Source organism: Neptuniibacter halophilus, from assembly GCF_030295765.1.
Lineage (GTDB): Bacteria > Pseudomonadota > Gammaproteobacteria > Pseudomonadales > Balneatricaceae > Neptuniibacter > Neptuniibacter halophilus.
The window spans coordinates 2,129,116-2,147,634 of sequence record NZ_AP027292.1 but is presented as its reverse complement, the minus strand read 5'-3'; the positions used below and the strand labels follow the sequence as shown (position 1 = coordinate 2,147,634).

Genomic DNA, 18,519 nt, shown 5'->3' with positions numbered 1-18,519 from the left:
CAGCTCCGTTTCCGCCTCAGCCAGCATCAGCAGACGGTCAACACCCAGTGCCACGCCGGCACAATCCGGCAGCCCTTTTTCAGCGCTTCGACCAGACGCATCTCCAACGGCCGCCGGGGCAGGCCCAGTGCCTGACGCTGCTGCTGATCTGCCAGCAAACGGCGCTCCTGCTCCTGCCAGTCGGTCAGTTCATGATAACCGTTGGCCAACTCAACGCCTTTAATAAACAACTCAAACCGGGCCGCCACCGGCACCCCGTCCGCACCCTCGCGCCTGGGCCAGCGCTGCCTGAGAGGCAGGGTAATCCGTGACAAACACAGCATCCAGCTCAGCCAGTTGCGGCTCTATCACATGAGACATCAGCAGGTTCAGCCAGCTATCCGGATCAGAATCATCCATCTGGATATCGATATGTTCACGGGTCACGCTGATCAGTTGCTCCAGTTCAGCCTCCTCCGGGCGAAACCCCAGATAACGCTGAAACAGATCACTGTAGCGAACCCGGGGAACAGACTTCAGCGCCAGCAGAGGCCCGATCAGCGCCTCCACTTCATCCATCAGGCGGGCATCGTCAAAACCGGGCCGATACCACTCCAGCATGGTAAATTCAGGATTGTGCCGACCTCCGTACTCACCATTGCGATAGACTTTGCCCATCTGATAGATCGCCCCACTTCCCGCAGCCAGAAGCCGCTTCATTGCATACTCCGGTGAGGTCTGCAGATACATTGTCTGCGCATCATGGGCCAGCGTTGGCCGATAACTCACCTCAATACTATCGATAAAGGGGTCACTGACCGCACACTGCGACAGCACCGGAGTGTCAACCTCCAGCACCTGACGCTGGCGGAAGAAATCACGAATGTAGCTGAACAGCTCAGCGCGTTTGTGCAGCATCTCAATGCTGGCCGAGGGTTGCCACGAATTCATAACAGAGCTCCAAACAAAAACGGCAGCCGAGGCTGCCGTTTCAGAGATAATCAGCGATCAGGCGCGGGAAACGTACTCACCGGTACGTGTATCGATCTTCAGCACTTCGCCTTCGTTGATAAACAGAGGTACACGAACCACTGCACCGGTGCTCAGAGTTGCCGGTTTAGAACCACCCTGCGCAGTATCACCTTTCAGGCCCGGGTCTGTTTCAGTCACTTCCAGCTCAACAAAGTTAGCCGGCGTTACAGAGATCGGGTTACCGTTGAACAGAGTCACCATTACCGTGTCCTGCTCTTTCAGCCATGGCTTCGCGTCAGCCACCGCATTTTCATCCGCACCCACCTGCTCGAAGGTGTTCGGGTCCATGAAGTACCACAGTTCACCATCGTAGTAGGAGTATTCCATGCTGGTGTCGATTACATCAGCCGCTTCCACACTTTCACCGGACTTGAAAGTACGTTCCCAGATACGACCTGACATCAGGTTGCGCAGTTTAACCCGGGTGAAGGCCTGACCTTTACCGGGTTTTACAAATTCAACGTCAACCATGGAGCATGGATCGCCGTCGATCATTACTTTCATACCGTTTTTAAACTGGTTAGTAGAAAAGCTAGCCATAATGTTCTCTGTATCTCTTGTATAAGTTTTTTCGCCCCGCAGCCCTCTGCTGGCGTAAAATTGACAGACATTCTACTAGAAAGGAAAATGCGGGCAACTTTCCGCTCCAATTCCTTACAAAATCAGCATGAATTCTTTTCCAGACATCACTCAGCTTCCGGCAACGGAGGAGTGGCAGCAGCTACTCAGCAACACCATTGATGAACCTGAAGCACTCCTGCGCGAGCTCGACCTGCCGCTGTCTCTGCTGGATGGTGCCGATCAGGGCGCGCGTTTATTTGCGCTGAAGGTACCCCGTCCGTTTCTGCAGCGAATGGAGAAAGGCAATCCCAACGACCCGTTGTTGCGTCAGGTACTGCCGCTGGAGGCGGAAACACTGGAAATCCGTGGCTATGTTACCGATCCGCTGGCGGAGATGGCCGCCAACCACAGCGACGGGCTGATCCACAAGTACAAAGGCCGGGTACTGCTGATTCTCAGTGGCGCCTGCGCAGTCAACTGCCGTTACTGTTTCCGCCGTCACTTCCCCTATGCCGATAACCGTCTCGGCAGCGAACAGTGGAACAAAGTGCTCGATTACCTGCGTGCTGATGACAGCATCAGCGAAGTGATTTTCTCCGGCGGCGATCCTCTGGCCACCAGCGACAGTCGGCTGCAGCGGATGATCGGCGATCTGGAGCAGATTCCTCACCTGCGCCGCCTGCGCATTCACAGCCGGCTGCCGGTTGTTATCCCGCAGCGGGTCACAGCCCGGCTCTGTCAGATGCTTGAGCAGAGCCGGTTTGATACCGCTCTGGTACTGCATGCCAACCACGCCAATGAGCTGGACCGGAACGTGGCTAAGGCTGCCGCTCGTCTGAAGCAGGCGAACGTCACCCTGCTCAATCAGGCCGTCTTGCTGAAAGGCGTGAATGAAAGCGTGAGCGCACAGGCAGCCCTCAGCGAAACCCTGTTCAGTATGGGCATACTGCCCTACTACCTGTTTACCCTCGACCCGGTACAGGGTGCGGCTCATTTTGATATTCCTGATCAGCAGGCGATTGCCCTGCATGCCGAGCTACAGACCCTGCTGCCGGGCTATCTGGTGCCGCGTCTGGCCCGGGAGATACCGGGGCGCGCTTCCAAAACCCTGCTGCACGACTGAAAAAAATTCATCCGCCTGAGAAGCACTGAAGTTTCAGCCGGCACAGCCGATACCCCGCCTATGGTTAACCAGAAATCGCAGGTGGAGTATGCGTATAGCCGCAGCAGAGGTCGCCCTTGACAGCGCGGCCAGTAGCAGCCGCTACAAAGAGGTCAGGGAGACATTAACCGAAGGCTTTGTCCGTGCCGGAGATACCTTCAACAGGCAAAATCTGGTGGCGGGTACACACCGTGAACGGGTTGAGCGGGAGGTCGTCACAGAGGTCCGTGAAACTCAGGCCAGTTACAACGACCCCAGACAGGTGATCGCCAAACAGGATCTGGGCAAATACAGCTTCGACCAGCTCCTCGGCAAGCGGGATTCCGCCGGCCCTTCGCTGTTTGAACTCAGCCCGGAAGACAAAGTTAAAATCGAACTGCTGAAAAAACTGTTCGAAAGCCTCACCGGCAAGCGTTTCAGTGTCGGCATGCTGGATCTGCAGGGGTCCGGCGGGGGCGGCAGCGGCGTTCAGACCAGCGCACAGAGCAGTAACGCCGAGCTGAACATCAGCTCCGGGGGTTCAGCGGCCGAAGCAGGTCTCGAACATGGCCTTGTTTATAACTACAGCGAAACCCATGTTTCTCAGTCTCAGGTTCAGTTTCAGGCCACCGGTCAGGTCAAAACCGCTGATGGCCGGACCATCGACCTGAATCTGCAACTGAACATGAGCCGTACCCTGAGTGAGAACCGCAGCTTTCAGATCCGCCTCGGCGCCGCCCTGAAAGATCCGCTGGTCATCAACTTTGCCGGAAAAGCCGCCGAGCTCAGTGCCGATACCATCAGCTTTGATCTGGACAGCGATGGGGAAAGCGAAGAGATCCAGCGCCTTCAATCCAGCAGCGGCTATATCGCGCTGGATAACAATGAAAATGGCGTGATCGACAACGGTAGCGAATTGTTCGGCGCCAACTCCGGCAACGGCTTCCTGGAGCTGGCCGAGTATGATGAAGACAAGAATGGCTTTATTGATGAAGGCGATTCAGTCTGGGAGAAGCTGAAAATCTGGGTTCAGCATGCCGATGGCAGCAGCAGTCTGTTCAGCCTTGCCGATAAAGGCGTTGGCGCACTTTATCTCGGATATACCGAAACCGAGTGGGATCTGCAGGCGGGGTCCGGCAGTGACGAACTGGGCGGTAAGATCCGATCATCCGGTCTGTTCCTGTTCGAAAACGGTAACACGGGCAGCCTGCAGCAGGTCGATCTGGTTGTCTGAACTGATCAATCAGGGCTTAGCCCTGATTGATTAATCTTTTTTCGGCGCCGGAGTCAGCGGAAACGCAGTGATGGTGCCTTTCGCTTCGGAAACCTTAGCGATCCCTTCCTGCTCGACTTCATCAATGCGGATCACAGCATGGCTGGGGATATATGAGCGCTTAACGCCGGCAAACTGATTCTTCAGCTTCTCTTCACCCGGGTCGATCAGTAACTCGGAACGATTACCAAAGACAAACTCTTCAATTTCCAGAAAGCCCCACATATCACTCTGGTAGACATGTTTAGCATAGAGCTCAAATACCTGATCCTGATTCACAAAGATCACACGGTAGATACGATCTTCTTTAGCCATTGATTACCCTGATCGAAAACGGGCCCTGACGGGCGGAAATAATTAAACCTGCTAGATAAGGGCAAAACTGAATCGTTTCAAGGGAAACGCACAGGCAATCGCTGTGCAGGCAGAAAAAAAGCACCCCAACAGACCGCCTTAGCGGGTGCCGGGGTGCTGTATTCCGTCCAGGTTTTTTTATTTTTATTTTTCAGATCTGCACCGATCTACCTGGCCTACAAATAGCAAAGCCCGGGCCAGAATATTAAAATTCTTTATTTTCATGAAGTTAAGAACACAGCCAACGCGTTGACTGCTTTTTCCCCGAATATACCTGAGTGATAACAGTGCACAACTCAGCGCGTTCGCCCCGAGTCGGTGCCCGGTTGACGGTGCGACATTCCCTGCTCAGCTAAACTGTTCATTATCTGGTCGCTTCAGTATAATGCGCGGTCCTTTACAGACCCCGGCAGAAACAGACCCTCCGGGCTTTTGATCCAAACAAACTACAGGTGAACAATGGCGAAAAAGCTGTTTATTAAAACCCACGGCTGTCAGATGAACGAATACGACTCTGCCCGCATGGCAGATCTGCTGGGGGAAAGTCATGATCTTGAGCTGACAGAAAATGCCGATGAGGCAGACGTTTTGCTGCTCAACACCTGTTCGATCCGTGAAAAAGCTCAGGAGAAGGTGTTCCACCAGCTGGGTCGCTGGCGCAAGCTGAAACAGAGTAAGCCCGAGCTGAAGATCGGCGTGGGTGGCTGCGTAGCCAGTCAGGAAGGGGACAACATCCTTAAACGCGCCCCTTATGTGGATATGATCTTCGGCCCCCAGACTCTGCACCGCTTGCCGGAGATGATCAGTGAAACCGACGCCGGCGGTGTCGGTATCGTCGATGTATCTTTCCCTGAAATTGAGAAATTTGATCACCTGCCTGCCCCTAAAGTGGAGGGCGCAGAAGCCTTTGTATCGGTGATGGAAGGCTGTTCAAAATACTGCACTTTCTGCGTGGTGCCTTATACCCGTGGTGAAGAGGTGAGCCGCCCGCTGGATGACGTGATCGCCGAGTGCGTTGAACTCTCCGAGCAGGGCGTGCGTGAGGTCAACCTGCTGGGACAGAACGTCAACGCTTACCGCGGCGCGACGCATGATGGTGACACCGCCGATCTGGCTGAGCTGATCCGTTGCGTTGCCGCAATCGAGGGGATCGACCGTATCCGTTTCACCACCAGCCATCCGGTAGAGTTCAGCGACTCTCTGATCGACGTCTATGCTGAGGTTCCCGAGCTGGTCAGCTTCCTGCACCTGCCGGTGCAGAGTGGTTCCGACAAGATTCTGATGGCGATGAAACGCGGACACACCGCGCTGGAGTACAAATCGAAAATCCGCCGTATTCGCAAAGTACGCCCGGACATTGAGATCTCCTCTGATTTTATTATCGGCTTTCCCAACGAAACCGATGCTGATTTCGAGGCCACCATGAAACTGATCGATGAGATCGGCTTCGACAACAGTTACAGCTTTATCTACAGCCGTCGTCCGGGGACACCGGCATCAGACCTGCCGGACAACATTGACGAAGAGACCAAGAAGCAACGTCTGCAGATTCTGCAGAGCCGGATCATTCAGAACGCTCAGCAGATCAGTCGTCGCATGGTCAACAGCACCCAGCGTATTCTGGTTAACGGCTACTCGAAGAAAGACCCGGGCCTGCTTTCCGGTCGTACCGAGAACAACCGTGTGGTTAACTTCCGCTGCGCCAACCCGGACCTGATCGGCCACTTTGCCGATGTGAAGATCGTCGAAGCCTACGCCAACTCGCTGGTAGGTGAACTGATCTGTTCCGAACTGGACGATACTTTTACGGCAAAGGCGGGCTAAGCATTGACCACAGCACAATCGATCAAACTGACTCTGGAACCGGAAAACGCGGAATTCCTCGCCAACCTGTGCGGCCCGTTCAATGAACATATGAAGATGCTGGAAAAGCGTCTCGGGATTGAGATCCGTAACCACGGCAACCACTTTCAGTTGCTGGGCGACATGCAGGTCATCAGCGAAGTCTCCGACATGCTCGAGAGCCTTTATGCCGATGCCCGTGAGGATAAGCGCCTGACCCCTGAACAGATCCATCTGCTGATCCAGCAGAGTGGACTCGAACAGGCGATCAGCCATCAGAAGATTGAAGACACGGATATCAGCATCCGCACGAAAAAAGCCCTGATCCGCCCGCGCGGTGAAAACCAGCAGGGATATGTCCGCTCTATTCTGCAACACGATATCAACTTCGGCATCGGCCCTGCCGGTACCGGTAAAACCTATCTGGCCGTCGCCTGTGCCGTGGATGCGCTGGAACGGGAAGAGGTTGACCGCATTCTGCTGGTGCGTCCGGCGGTTGAAGCCGGCGAAAAGCTCGGCTTCCTGCCCGGCGATCTGAGTCAGAAGGTTGACCCCTATCTGCGCCCGCTGTACGACGCACTTTACGAGATGCTCGGCTTTGAGCGGGTTGGCAAGCTGATCGAGCGCAATGTTATTGAAGTGGCTCCGCTGGCGTATATGCGCGGCCGCACCCTGAACAACTCGTTCGTGATTCTGGATGAAAGCCAGAATACTACCCGCGAACAGATGAAGATGTTCCTCACCCGTATCGGCTTTGGCTCAACCGCGGTGATCACCGGCGACATCACTCAGGTAGATCTGCCTAAGGGAACCCAGTCGGGCCTGATCCACGCGATGCAGGTGCTGGACGGCGTGAAGGATATCGGCTTTACCCGCTTCACCGCCAAAGATGTGGTACGCCACCCGCTGGTGCAGCATATCGTGCGCGCCTATGATCGTTTTGAACAACGTCAGAACAAGGACTGAATCATGGCCTTTGATTGTGATATCCAGTACGAAGTCGAGGGCGAACTACCCACTGAAGCGCAGTTTCAGCAATGGGTCGATGCCGCCCTCGGCGGCCGTCGCGATGAAGGCGAGATCTGCATCCGCGTGGTCTCTCCTGAGGAAAGTCAGCAACTGAACCGTGACTATCGCGACAAGGATAAACCCACCAACGTACTCTCCTTTCCGTTCGAAGTCCCGGAAGGAGTCCCGCTCAGCCTGCTCGGCGATCTGGTGATCTGCGCTGAGGTGGTGGCAGAGGAAGCCCAGGCACAGAAAAAAGCCCTTTTTGACCATTGGGCACACATGGTTGTACATGGCTGCTTGCATCTGATCGGTTTCGACCATATAAATGACGCTGAAGCCGAAGAGATGGAAGACCTCGAACGGCAGATTCTGGCAAGTATAGCGATTGCAGATCCCTACCGGGACGACAACTAATTTCAGGACCCCGCAAAACCATGAGCGAAGATCGAACGGGACAGCCCAAAGGCTGGTTAGGCAAGTTAACTCAGGCATTCAGTGACGAGCCGCGCAGCCGCGAAGACCTGTTAACCGATTTACGTCAGGCGACCGACGACAACCTGCTGGACAATGAGGCCCTGACCATCATGGAAGGTGCCATGCAGGTGTCTGATATGCAGGTAAGGGATGTGATGATCCCGCGCTCGCAGATGGTTGTGGTAGAAGCGGATCAGACCCCGCGCGAATTCCTGCCGGTCATTATCTCCAGCGCTCACTCACGCTTCCCGGTGATTGGTGAATCACCGGATGAAATCCTTGGTGTCCTGCTGGCAAAAGATCTGCTGCCGCTGATTCTGGAAGAGGGACTGGAATCGTTCGACCTGAAGAGCAAACTGCGCAGCGCGACCGTTATCCCGGAGTCCAAGCGACTCAACGTCCTGCTGAAAGAGTTCCGTGTTAACCGCAATCATATGGCGATTGTGATGGATGAATACGGCGGTGTATCCGGCCTGATCACCATCGAAGATGTACTGGAACAGATCGTCGGCGAAATCGAAGATGAGCATGACCCGGAAGACGATGAAGGCAACATCAAACCGTTTGATGACAACACCTTTATCGTCAAGGCACTGACCCCGATCGAAGACTTTAATGAGTTCTTCTCCGTCGGCTTCCCGGATGAAGAGTTCGACACCATCGGCGGCATTGTCACCCAGAGTTTCGGCCACCTGCCGAAAAAAGATGAAACCGTCGACATAGACGGCTTCCAGTTTAAGATTCTGTCCGCAGACACCCGGCGTATTCGCCTGCTGCAGGTCGTTCGCCACACATAAACCGATGCTGATCGCCGCCCTTACAGCCCTGCTCGCCGGTGCCCTGATCGCTCCGGCGATGGCACCTTTCGAAGTTCCCTATCTGGCGTTACTGCCACCGGCTCTGCTCTACCTCTGCTGCACTCATCGCTCCGTCACGCAAAGCGGCTGGCTCGGTTATCTGTTTGGCCTCGGCTTTTTCGGCAGTGGCGTCTCCTGGGTGTATGTCAGTATCAGCGAGCACAGTCAGACCCCGTTACCGATCGCGGTTATTCTGACACTGCTGTTTGTAGCCGGACTGGCCCTGCTGTTTGCGCTACAGCTTTACCTGTGGAGCAAACTGTTCAGTGCCCGGCTTCGAGCACTGGGCTTTATTGGCCTGTGGATCGTTTTTGAGTGGTTGCGGAGCTGGCTGTTTACCGGCTTTCCCTGGCTTTATCTGGGCAATGCTGCGCTCGATACCCCCTTTGCCAACCTGTTGCCGATCGGAGGCGTCTGGCTGGCCAGCCTCGGCATGCTGCTGACTGCACTCTGCGCCGCGGAACTGCTGCGTCTGCGCCGGGTGGCGTTACTCCTCGCCCTGCCGCTGCCTCTGATCGCCAGCTACCTGTTACACCAGAGCTGGACCGAACGCGGAGAAGAGCCCCTGAGGGTAGCGCTGGTGCAACCGAATATCCCGCAGCAGATCAAATGGAACCCGGACTACCGTCCGGACATATTCAGCCGTTATCAGGAACTTTCCCTGCCGCATACCGATACTGACCTGATGCTCTGGCCGGAAACCGCAATTCCGGCACTGTTCCATCAGGCCGCTCCGGCACTCGGTGAACTGCTCAACACACTGGATGCGGAGAATGTCACTCTGATCAGCGGTCTGCCCAGCAGTGAACGGGATGCCAGCCGCCCCCGTGGTTACCGGATTCACAACAGCTTAGCGATACTCACCGTCGGCAGCGGCATTTATCATAAACAGCGGCTGGTGCCGTTTGGTGAATACGTCCCGGTTGAGCAGCAGTTACGCGGGCTTTTAGATTTTTTCAATCTGCCTATGTCGAGCTTCTCGCTACCTCAGGGCAAGCAACCTCTGTTGCAGGTTAAGGGCCAGCAGATCAGTACAGCGATCTGTTATGAGATCGCCTACCCTGAACTGGTCCGCAGCGGCGCAAGGCAGGCAGATATATTGCTGACGGTGTCCAACGACACCTGGTTCGGACGCTCCATTGCACCGGCTCAGCATATGCAGATCGCCCGGGTGCGGGCGCTGGAGAATGGTCGCTGGCTGATTCGCGGCACCAACAATGGTATCAGCGGTCTGATCAACCCTCAGGGGGAACTGGTCGCCCGACTACCCCAGTTCCGCTCCGGTGTTCTGCGTGGAGAGGTCTACCCGATGCACGGAGAAACACCCTTCCAGCAATACGGCTCTGCTCCGGTACTCGGCGCCGCTCTGCTCCTGTGCCTGTTTAGTCTGGGACGGCGGCGACCACGCAACCCGCTTTCTGAGCTGAGCTGAATCACTCAGGGCCAGGGGTGTGACACCCGCTTGTAATAGCCCTGACCACAACGTTCACAGCTTTCCAGTTTTTCAGTCCGGGTCAGTACCCGCTCGCAGCCACAGTTAAGGCATTCCAGCGTGCCGACCGTCGCCAGCTCGCCCGCCAGATACTGATCCTCATCGTGTTCCAGCCGCTCCCGGAGCTGCTCCTGCCCGATCCGGGTCTGATCAGCGATAAGCCGTAACTGCTCAACAAAACGCTGCTCCAGCACATCCAGATCGAATCTCAGCCAGGCGGCAATTCCGGCACTGGTTTCATGAGCATAGAAACCAAGTTTCTTCAGATCCCTTGCCAGATAGGCCTTGAGAAGATCCAGTTCATCCCGGGTCATATCCTCTGCCGCCAGTTCCAGTTCCACCGCATCGTGGATTTTTTCCTGCAGCAGATCCCATGAGCCGGCCTCAGAAGCCTGCAAATCTTTAGTCAGGCGCAACAGCACCCGGTCATAGTCAGCAGAAGCCAGTTTGCTTTGGTTCTCAGTTTTTTGCGTCATAAATACACCCCGATATGCCCTGAAACCCTGTTTGCTCTCCTGTATATATTGTATGCTATGCCCCAATTAGCAACCATTTATCTACCGGTATCACCTGAGTTTCCGCTTTTACCCTGTGCGAACTCAACGGATACCGGTTTTTCATCATAGGCATTACGATTCACGAACATGAACGAACAATATCGCCCGCAAAAGATTGAGCCGCAGATCCAGAAACACTGGCAGGAAAACGACAGTTTCAAATGTGAGGAAGACCTGCAGAAGGAGAAATTCTACTGCCTGTCTATGTTCCCTTACCCCAGTGGCCGACTGCACATGGGCCATGTTCGTAACTACACCATCGGCGACGTAGTCTCCCGTTATCAGCGGATGCAGGGCAAAAACGTACTCCAGCCGATGGGCTGGGATGCGTTCGGCCTGCCGGCTGAAAACGCGGCCATGAAAAACAACGTGGCACCGGCCAAATGGACCTATGAAAACATCGATTACATGCGTAACCAGTTGCAGCAGATGGGCTTTGGTTACGACTGGAACCGCGAACTGGCCACCTGTCACCCGGAGTATTACCGCTGGGAGCAGTGGTTCTTCACCCGCCTGATGGACAAAGGCCTGGTCTACAAGAAAGAAGCTGAGGTCAACTGGGACCCGGTTGACCAGACCGTACTGGCTAACGAGCAGGTAATCGACGGCCGCGGCTGGCGCTCCGGCGCGCTGGTTGAGCGCAAGAAGATTCCTCAGTGGTTCCTGAAGATTACCGATTACGCCGACCAGTTGCTGGAAGATCTCGACAAGCTGGATCAGTGGCCGGAACAGGTTCGTACCATGCAGAAAAACTGGATCGGCCGCTCCGAAGGGGTCGAGCTGATCTTTGATGTCGCCGGTTATGGTGAACTGGAAGTCTTCACTACGCGTCCTGACACGCTGATGGGTGTAACCTACGTTGCGGTCGCAGCCCAGCACCCGCTGGCACTGGAAGCGGCCAAAAACAATCCAGAGCTGGCCAGCTTTGTAGAAGAGTGCAAGAACATCAAAGTGGCCGAAGCGGATATGGCCACCATGGAAAAGAAAGGGATGGCGCTGGGCATCAACGCCATCCACCCACTAACTGGTGAAGAAGTCCCGGTCTGGACCGCTAACTTCGTGCTGATGGATTACGGTTCCGGCGCGGTGATGTCGGTTCCCGGTCACGACCAGCGCGACTGGGAGTTTGCCAGAAAATACGACCTGCCAATCAAACAGGTGATTCGTTCTCTGGAAAACGATGAGATCGATCTGGACGAGGAAGCCTTCACTGAGAAAGGCGCACTGGTCAATTCCGGTGCCTACGATGACCTTGAGTTCGAGATGGCGTTCAAGGCGATCGCCTCCGATCTGGAAGCCAAGGGCAAAGGTAAAGTCACCGTTAACTTCCGTCTGCGCGACTGGGGTGTATCCCGTCAGCGCTACTGGGGTGCGCCGATCCCGGTCATCAACTGCAACAGTTGTGGCGCGGTTCCGGTACCTGAAGATCAGTTGCCTGTCGTCTTGCCGACCGATGTTGAGTTTGACGGCAGCGGTTCACCCATCAAGAAGATGGCTGAGTTCATCAACACCACCTGTCCGAAATGCGGTGCTGATGCAGAACGTGAAACCGATACGTTCGACACTTTTATGGAATCCAGCTGGTACTACGCACGCTACGCGTCTCGCAGCGCCGACAATGCGATGCTGGACCCGGAAAAAGCTAACTACTGGCTGCCGGTAGATCAGTATATCGGCGGTATCGAACACGCCATCCTGCACCTGCTGTACTCCCGCTTCTTCCACAAGCTGATGCGTGATGAAGGCCTGGTTAACAGTGATGAGCCGTTCACCCGCCTGCTCTGTCAGGGCATGGTGCTGGCCGACAGCTACTACTACGAAGACGACAAGGGCGGTCAGGTCTGGGTTTCTCCGGCCGAGGTAGAAGTAAAAACCGACGACAAAGGCCGGGTTCTGAGTGCCAGCCACCGTACTACCGGTGAGGCGCTGCAGCACGACGGCATGTCAAAAATGTCCAAGTCGAAGAACAACGGCATCGATCCACAGATCATGATCGACCGTTATGGTGCCGACACCGTGCGTCTGTTTATGATGTTCGCAGCCCCACCGGAACAGTCTCTGGAGTGGTCCGACTCCGGCGTTGAGGGCGCACACCGCTTCCTTAAGCGTCTGTGGAAACAGGTGCATGACCACCTCAACACAGGCGGTGCTGTCAGCGCACTGGACAAAGATAACCTGACCGATGTGCAGAAAGAACTGCGCCTGAAAGTGCACGCGACCATCCAGAAAGTCAGCGACGATATTGAACGTCGTCAGACCTTCAACACCGCCATTGCCGCGGTTATGGAGCTGTCTAACACCATCGCCAAGTTCGTCGATATCAGCGAGCAGGGCCGTGCTGTGATGCAGGAAGCGCTGGAAGCGGCAGTCCTTCTGCTGGCGCCGATTGTGCCGCACATCAGCCATCAACTCTGGCTGGAGCTGGGTCACGACGAAGAGGTGCTCGGCAGCCGCTGGCCAGCGGTGGATGAGTCGGCTCTGGTGCAGGACAACATCCAGCTTGTCGTACAGGTGAACGGTAAAGTGCGTGCCAAGATCAATGTGGCCGCTGACGCCGATGAAGACGTGGTTCTGCATACCGCTCTGGCGGATGAAAACGTACAGAAACATATGGCCGACAAAACCATCCGCAAGAAGATTGTTGTCCCAGGTCGTCTGGTCAACATCGTTGTAGGCTAAGGTCCAGCAAGGAGCAGAGCATGACCCAGCATTGGCAAAAGATCACCATTAAACTGATTCTCAGCAGCCTGCTGCTGACCCTGCTCGGCGGCTGCGGATTTCACCTCCGCGGCGCCCAGGATGTTTCTGAGGAGAAACGTCAGGTAACCCTGATTGCTGGCAACAGCAGCCGGGAGTTGCTGCAGACCCTGCGCCAGAACATGAAGTTCAACGGCATGCAGGAAACCGCCAATGCCGCCTATCAGCTACATATCCTGAATCATAATTACAAGCGTCGTACCGCGACGGTCAGTAATTCCAGCGTTGACGAGTATGAGCTGATCCTCTCGGTCACAGTGATGATCGCTGATCGTGAGGGTAATCCGCTGAGTAAAGAGATCCGTATTCAACGGGAACGCTACTACAGTTACGACAAAGACGCTGCCGCTGCCAGCTCCGAGCAGGAAACCCTGCTCCGCCGTGAGCTCTACAATGCCGTGGCACAGAACATTCTGCGGCTCTATCTGAGCAGCAATCAGAAAAACCGCTAAGTCTGGCCCGGCATGAAACTGCGCCCCGAGCAGCTTAGCGGCCATCTGAAAAAGGGACTCGCGCCGGTCTACCTGATTACCGGCGATGAGCCTCTGCTCTCTGAAGAAAGCTCTGATCTGCTTCGCCACAGTCTGCAACAGCAAGGCTTCAGTGAACGCGAAGTCCTGCATGTTGATGGCAGCTTCAGTTGGGAATACCTGCTGGAATGCGCCAATGCTCTGTCTTTATTTGCTGAAAAGAAAATCATCGAGCTGCGCCTCGGCAGCAGTAAGCTGAATAAGAAATCCAGCGAGATTCTGCAGCAGTACCTGAGCAACCCGGCACCGGACAACATCCTGCTGATCACCGCCGACAAACTGGATGGCAGCGCCAAGAAAAGCGCCTGGTTTAAAGCGATCGACAACAGCGGGGTGATTGTCGAGATCTGGCCGGTGGAGAGCAATCAGTTACCCAACTGGATCCGCCAGCGCGCCGCGCAGATTGAGCTGCAACTGGATGACGAAGCCATACAACTGCTCTGTGACCGGATAGAAGGTAACCTCCTCGCCGCCAAACAGGAACTGAGTAAACTGAGCCTGCTGTTTCCCGGCCAGAGGGTCAGTGCGGAGGATGTGGTCGATGCGGTATCCGACAGTTCCCGATATGACATCTATGGTCTCGCCGATGCCGCATTGCAGGGGCTCTCCGGCCGCTGCTGTAAAATACTTCAGGTACTGCGTCAGGATGGCACTGAACCGCCGGTTGTACTCTGGGCGCTGAGCAAAGAGCTGCGCTCTCTGGCGGCGATTCAGCAGGCGCAGAACAACGGCCAGTCATTTGATGCGGTCTGCCAGCGTGAACGAATCTGGGGTAAACGCAAACCCTTAGCCCGCACCGCGGCGCAGCGAATCAAACCAGAACAGATCAATCAGGCTCTGCAGCAATGCGCCGAGGTGGATAAAATCGTCAAAGGCCTTGCCAGCGGTGACGCCTGGCTGCTCCTCACCTCGATCTCCCTGACCCTGTCCGGTACCACACTGGCCCTTTAAAAAGGGACAACCGGTCTTGATTTCCGTCATTCCCCCCTCATAAGGCGTTTACTATGCTGCTTATCTGGAGATGGCTTTCTGCCATTTCAGGAGGACAGGCAGATGCCACAACAAAACAATCAGACACCAACCACGCATGCAGAACCGCTGCTGGAATTTTCCAACTGCCATCAGGGAATCATTGAACACCTTGAACGCCTCAGGACACTGAGTGAAACCCCGCCCGGATCTCCTTTAACCCCGGAAAAACGTAAGGCTGCGGCTGAAATTCAGCAATTTTTCCACGGTGTCATTCTGGCACACCATCAGGAGGAGGAAGAAGAGCTGTTCAGCGAAGTGAAAGACTCCGCCCGCTGCCGATCGCCGGAAGCATTACAGGCATTGGATATGATCAATCAGCTCACCGCAGAACATCGCCTCCTTGAGGCACAATGGAAACCTCTGGAGAAACAGTTAAAGCAGATAGCCCGCGGCAGATCCGACCGGCTGAACCCGGAGGCCAGTCGCAAACTGGTAGAGGATTATCTGGCACATGCCCTGTTTGAAGAGCAGCAGTTCCTGCCTCTGGCAGCACGACTTCTGGGTGATAAAGGCCTCTCTTCCCTCGGGTTATCGCTGCATATGCGCCATAACCCACTGAAACTACCCACCTATATTTAGTGATGCAGTACAGCCGGGCAGATCTGGTCTGCCTCCGTCAATTCGACTACACTGCTTATAAATCATATAGATAGATCAGCATGCGACCGACAAAACTCAGCCTTACTTTACTGGGCAGCCTGTTGCTTACGGGCTGTTTTGATGAGGACCCTGCCCAACTCAGCTCGGGTGAGGATCTCTACGCTTATTACTGCAAAAATTGCCATCAGCAGGAAGGGGCCGGTGCTTACCTTGAGAACCTGAGTAACCAGACTCACATGGAGCACTACAAGATTATTCTGATGATCAAGTACGGTTACAATCAGGATAAACATCCGATGCCGGTCTTTAATCAGCTATCCGAAGCCCAGGCGGACGCCGTGGCCCGTTACGTGGTCGGGATCCAGCTTAATCCGCCCCAATAGCCGTTTGCGCCCTACACCTTAAACAACTTCACCTGTTCATGCATACCTTCAGAGAGGCGGTGCAGGGTCTGAGAGCGCTGTAACCGGGCGTTGGCGTCTTCCGACATCTGATCGGCGATCATTTTAATCTGACTGGTGTTATCCGTAATCCCCGCGTTCACCGAACTCTGCTGTTCCGTTGCGGTTGCGATCTGGGCAGACATATCGCGAATCTTGTTCACCGAATCGGTAATCTGCTGCAACTGATCAAAAGCCAGTTGCGACTGTTCTACCGAATCCTGAGCCATCGATTCACTGCGCTTCATACTCTCGACAGCTTCCTGAGTCGTTGTTTGCAGGGTCGTGATCATGCTCTGGATATCATCCGTAGAGCGGGTAGTTTTCTGCGACAGTTCGCGTACCTCATCAGCAACCACCGCAAAACCGCGGCCCTGATCACCGGCCCGGGCCGCCTCAATCGCGGCATTCAAAGCCAGCAGATTGGTTTGTTCGGCAATTCCCTGAATAGTCGCCAGTATGGAATTGATCTGCTGTGAGTGATCGTGGAGACGGCTGATCACCTCAGAAGCGCCGCCGACCTCAGTCGCCAGATTGCCAATTTCATCACGGGTTTTCATCACCACACCCTGCCCCTGCTGACTCAGATCAGCACTGTCACTGGCTGCACTGGAGGTATTTTCCGCATTAGCCGCAATTTCCTGAGTCGCCATCGACATCTCTTCAACCGAAGTGGCCACCAGCGTGATCTGATCCAACTGATTGCGCACCTCTGACAACGAACTGTTGGCACTTTCAGCTGCCGCCACCGAACTGACCTTGAGCTCCTCTGACAAGCCGACAATCTGCTGAATAATCGACTGCAGCTTAGCAATAAACCGGTTAAAGGAATCCGCCAGCGCACCCACCTCATCTTTACTCTGAATATTCAGCCGCGCGGTCAGATCCCCCTGCCCTTCGGCGATATCTTTGAGCATCATGGCGACCTGATCGATAGGTCGGGTAATCAGTTTCGCCACCACACCACCAATCAGAATAAACAACGCACTCAGTACCAGCGCAAAGATCAACGCCAGCCAGGCCAACTGGTTGGCGGAAGCAAACACCTCGGCCTTAGGTACCAGCGCAATAAACTGCCAGCCCAGATCAGGCGAACGGATAATCTGCGCCAGATAAACCTCACCGTTACGCTCAAGCTCCAGCATCCCCTCCAGATGTTTATTCACAGCCTGATACAGCGGCGTCTTAATTTCAGCGGCTTTTTTGAAGTTATGATCGGGCAGAAGTGGGTCAACCAGTACGGTACCGTTATCCTCCACCAGTACCACATGCCCCTCTTCACCAATTTTTATCGATTTAACAATCTCGGTCAGTTGATTCACCGACACATCCATCGCCTGCACACCGATCACTTGACCACTGTCATCAGTGACGGTTTTCACCGTTCCCACATAGGTCGCATCATCACCGGCCCAGTAGTAGGCTCCGGTACGGGCGACCTGCCCTGGGTTTTCCAGCGCCTTTTTATACCAGGGGCGGGAGCGTGGATCATAGGCCTCTTTCATCGGTACATCCGGCCAGGCCACATAACCGCCATCAGCACGACCGCCATAGACATAAGCCAGCCCCGGATGATTCTCACCAAACCGTTCGTAAAGCCGATACAGTTCCGCCTCTTTTTCACTGGCATCGATGTGCCGGGTAAAACTACCCGGCCCCTGAGTAAAGTTGGACAGTTTGAAACTGTTATCCCGTACCAGCGGAGATTCCGCGAGGTAGGCTACATTCTCTTCAATTGCTTTAAAGAAAATACCGAAGGCGTTATCGATCTGAGTGATCTCTTTTGAACTGCTACTGACAAAATTATCCAGTGCCGACTGACGCGACTGGTAAATAGCAAACAGGGAGATAACGCAGATAGGGACAATGACGGAGACCGAAATAACGGCGAGAAGCTTAGTTCTTATTTTCATGAGCCGGACAACGCTGCAAGTTAATGAGGATTAACCACGCTGACCCGGATCTCCGATATCGATAATTTCACCCCATGTGAATCAGAGGATTAGCCGTGATTAGTATTCACTTTAGCAAAGGAAAACCAGGCAGTGGCCGAAAACGCTGATTAATGGGGTAAATAGAATAAAACTGGTCGCTGTTGATCAACTCAGTTGATGGACGACCTCTGTAGCCAGTTTAATATTGTCATGCAGCGGGCAACGTTCACAGACAGCATCCAGAAAGACCTGCTTCTCTTCGCTACTCAGATCCGCATCGATACTGGCTTCAACCCGTATCTGCTGAAAACCGACCCGGTCCTCAGTAGCTTTACCCAGCAGTCCCATAGGATTCAGATCACCCTCTACCTTAATCGCCATACTGCGTAGTTCGATCTTTTGCTGATTGGCTGCGATGCGGGCAATGGTGCCGATACACCCCGCCAGTGAGAACAGAAAGTATTCCAGCGGTGTCGGGCCTTCGTTGGTACCCCGAGCCTCCAACGGCTGATCAATAACCACTTTATGATCACGAATATCCGCCTGAACGGCCCAACCTTCACCCATCGTGGCATTAACTGAAATACACTTATTCGCCATTGATTGACTCCCATCACTTATAATTAGATGGAACTAATATATAAGCATCAGGT

19 protein-coding genes are annotated in these 18,519 nt (G+C 54.6%); 12 read left to right on the top strand and 7 right to left on the bottom strand.

The annotated features are described in order from the left end of the window. Window positions 1–26: 26 nt before the first annotated feature. Genes QUD59_RS19245 through efp form a run of 3 tightly spaced genes read right to left on the bottom strand, consistent with a single transcriptional unit; the run spans window position 27 to window position 1,551 of the window. Complete coding sequence (locus QUD59_RS19245) at window positions 27–248, bottom strand: hypothetical protein (RefSeq protein ID WP_350227780.1); 222 nt, start codon at window positions 246–248, stop codon at window positions 27–29. Continuing rightward, the gene (locus tag QUD59_RS09940) at window positions 232–930 is read right to left on the bottom strand and encodes an amino acid--tRNA ligase-related protein (protein WP_350227779.1); all 699 of its coding nucleotides are present in this window, start codon (window positions 928–930) and stop codon (window positions 232–234) included. The genes QUD59_RS19245 and QUD59_RS09940 overlap by 17 nt, the downstream gene beginning before the upstream one ends. 57 nt (window positions 931–987) lie before the next feature. After that, window positions 988–1,551, bottom strand: coding sequence for an elongation factor P (efp, locus tag QUD59_RS09935; protein ID WP_286236788.1), 564 nt, complete (start codon window positions 1,549–1,551; stop codon window positions 988–990). Window positions 1,552–1,678: 127 nt separating this feature from the next. Between efp and epmB the strand changes: the two genes are divergently transcribed. Further along, window positions 1,679–2,695, top strand: a complete 1,017-nt coding sequence (gene epmB / locus QUD59_RS09930) for an EF-P beta-lysylation protein EpmB (protein WP_286236787.1) — start codon at window positions 1,679–1,681, stop codon at window positions 2,693–2,695. 88 nt (window positions 2,696–2,783) lie between these two features. Then, window positions 2,784–3,947, top strand: a complete 1,164-nt coding sequence (locus QUD59_RS09925) for an SPM autocatalytic domain-containing protein (RefSeq protein WP_286236786.1) — start codon at window positions 2,784–2,786, stop codon at window positions 3,945–3,947. 30 nt (window positions 3,948–3,977) lie between these two features. Here QUD59_RS09925 and QUD59_RS09920 read toward each other — a convergent pair whose 3' ends face one another. After that, window positions 3,978–4,301 carry a DUF1820 family protein gene (locus QUD59_RS09920; RefSeq protein ID WP_286236785.1) on the bottom strand — a complete coding sequence of 108 codons (324 nt, stop codon included), beginning with the start codon at window positions 4,299–4,301 and terminating at the stop codon, window positions 3,978–3,980. Window positions 4,302–4,799: 498 nt separating this feature from the next. On the opposite strand from QUD59_RS09920, the gene miaB reads away from it, so the two are divergent. The 5 genes from miaB to lnt are packed head-to-tail and all read left to right on the top strand — an operon-like array spanning window position 4,800 to window position 9,956. Then, window positions 4,800–6,164 carry a tRNA (N6-isopentenyl adenosine(37)-C2)-methylthiotransferase MiaB gene (gene miaB, locus QUD59_RS09915; RefSeq protein WP_286236784.1) on the top strand — a complete coding sequence of 455 codons (1,365 nt, stop codon included), beginning with the start codon at window positions 4,800–4,802 and terminating at the stop codon, window positions 6,162–6,164. Window positions 6,165–6,167: 3 nt separating this feature from the next. Continuing rightward, window positions 6,168–7,148: a PhoH family protein gene (locus tag QUD59_RS09910; RefSeq protein WP_286236783.1), complete on the top strand. Its 981-nt coding sequence runs from the start codon at window positions 6,168–6,170 to the stop codon at window positions 7,146–7,148. Between the two features lie 3 nt (window positions 7,149–7,151). Beyond that, window positions 7,152–7,607, top strand: coding sequence for an rRNA maturation RNase YbeY (gene ybeY / locus QUD59_RS09905; protein WP_286236782.1), 456 nt, complete (start codon window positions 7,152–7,154; stop codon window positions 7,605–7,607). 20 nt (window positions 7,608–7,627) lie between these two features. Continuing rightward, entirely contained in the window at window positions 7,628–8,464 is an 837-nt protein-coding gene (locus QUD59_RS09900; RefSeq protein ID WP_286236781.1) for a CorC family transporter, read from the top strand. A 4-nt stretch (window positions 8,465–8,468) separates the two neighbouring features. Continuing rightward, window positions 8,469–9,956: an apolipoprotein N-acyltransferase gene (gene lnt, locus QUD59_RS09895; protein WP_286236780.1), complete on the top strand. Its 1,488-nt coding sequence runs from the start codon at window positions 8,469–8,471 to the stop codon at window positions 9,954–9,956. A gap of 5 nt (window positions 9,957–9,961) precedes the next feature. On the opposite strand, the gene QUD59_RS09890 is transcribed toward lnt, so the two are convergent. Then, entirely contained in the window at window positions 9,962–10,492 is a 531-nt protein-coding gene (locus tag QUD59_RS09890) for a zinc ribbon-containing protein (protein ID WP_286236779.1), read from the bottom strand. A 168-nt stretch (window positions 10,493–10,660) separates the two neighbouring features. Between QUD59_RS09890 and leuS the strand changes: the two genes are divergently transcribed. The 5 genes from leuS (at window position 10,661) to QUD59_RS09865 (ending at window position 15,875) form a co-directional block, all read left to right on the top strand. Next, a complete protein-coding gene (gene leuS / locus QUD59_RS09885) occupies window positions 10,661–13,252 on the top strand; it encodes a leucine--tRNA ligase (protein ID WP_286236778.1) in 2,592 nt (863 codons plus the stop codon). A 20-nt stretch (window positions 13,253–13,272) separates the two neighbouring features. Continuing rightward, complete coding sequence (locus tag QUD59_RS09880) at window positions 13,273–13,782, top strand: LPS-assembly lipoprotein LptE (RefSeq protein ID WP_286236777.1); 510 nt, start codon at window positions 13,273–13,275, stop codon at window positions 13,780–13,782. A gap of 12 nt (window positions 13,783–13,794) precedes the next feature. After that, entirely contained in the window at window positions 13,795–14,811 is a 1,017-nt protein-coding gene (holA, locus tag QUD59_RS09875) for a DNA polymerase III subunit delta (RefSeq protein ID WP_286236776.1), read from the top strand. Window positions 14,812–14,913: 102 nt separating this feature from the next. Further along, the gene (locus QUD59_RS09870) at window positions 14,914–15,471 is read left to right on the top strand and encodes a hemerythrin domain-containing protein (protein WP_286236775.1); all 558 of its coding nucleotides are present in this window, start codon (window positions 14,914–14,916) and stop codon (window positions 15,469–15,471) included. Window positions 15,472–15,551: 80 nt separating this feature from the next. Continuing rightward, window positions 15,552–15,875, top strand: coding sequence for a c-type cytochrome (locus QUD59_RS09865; RefSeq protein ID WP_286236774.1), 324 nt, complete (start codon window positions 15,552–15,554; stop codon window positions 15,873–15,875). Between the two features lie 11 nt (window positions 15,876–15,886). Here QUD59_RS09865 and QUD59_RS09860 read toward each other — a convergent pair whose 3' ends face one another. Both QUD59_RS09860 and QUD59_RS09855 read right to left on the bottom strand, forming a co-directional pair. Further along, complete coding sequence (locus QUD59_RS09860; RefSeq protein ID WP_286236773.1) at window positions 15,887–17,845, bottom strand: methyl-accepting chemotaxis protein; 1,959 nt, start codon at window positions 17,843–17,845, stop codon at window positions 15,887–15,889. A gap of 186 nt (window positions 17,846–18,031) precedes the next feature. Then, a complete protein-coding gene (locus tag QUD59_RS09855; protein WP_286236772.1) occupies window positions 18,032–18,466 on the bottom strand; it encodes an OsmC family protein in 435 nt (144 codons plus the stop codon). Window positions 18,467–18,519 lie beyond the last annotated feature (53 nt).